The sequence below is a fragment of the Flavobacterium sp. LMO6 genome (assembly GCF_009495795.1).
In the GTDB taxonomy this organism is placed as follows: domain Bacteria; phylum Bacteroidota; class Bacteroidia; order Flavobacteriales; family Flavobacteriaceae; genus Flavobacterium.
This window is the reverse complement of the sequence record NZ_WIBH01000065.1, coordinates 1-529: the sequence shown is the minus strand read 5'-3', so window position 1 is coordinate 529 and position 529 is coordinate 1. Positions and strand designations below refer to the sequence as shown.

Annotated in this window: 1 protein-coding gene; it reads right to left on the bottom strand. The window is 38.4% G+C overall.

The window, feature by feature from the left end; genetic code table 11:
- On the bottom strand, positions 1–529 hold a 529-nt coding region (locus GFJ99_RS13525; RefSeq protein WP_162524033.1), incomplete at both ends, for a hypothetical protein.

The window sequence follows — 529 nt, the reverse complement described above, 5'->3', positions numbered from 1 at the left end:
TGTTGCTATTGTAGGTACAACTGGCGTTACTAAAATATCTAGAATTGTAAATGCTGCCGAATTTGCTGACGAACAACTTCCGTTGTTAGCAGCAACTTCATAACTTACGCCAAATGTCATTCCTGATATTAATCCGGTGCCATCAACTGTTGGTCCAACTGGTGTGAAATCATAAGTTGTTCCTGCTACATAATTTGTAATAGAAGCAAATCCTGCCGCTAAACACGTTGGTGCTGTTTCTAAAACTACAGGTGCAACTGGTGTTACTAAAATTGGTAAATTACTAAACTGAGCTGACGCTGCTGATGTACAAGTAGCATTAGATACCGTTACTTCGTACATAGTATTTAACATCATTCCTGATATTAATCCTGCTGCATCTACTGATGGTCCTGCTGGTGTAAATACATACGTTAATGCACCATCGTAATTACTGATTTCACTAAAACCATCTGCCAAACAAGTTGGCGCTGTTGTTGCTATTGTAGGTACAACTGGCGTTACTAAAATATCTTGAATTGTAAATGCT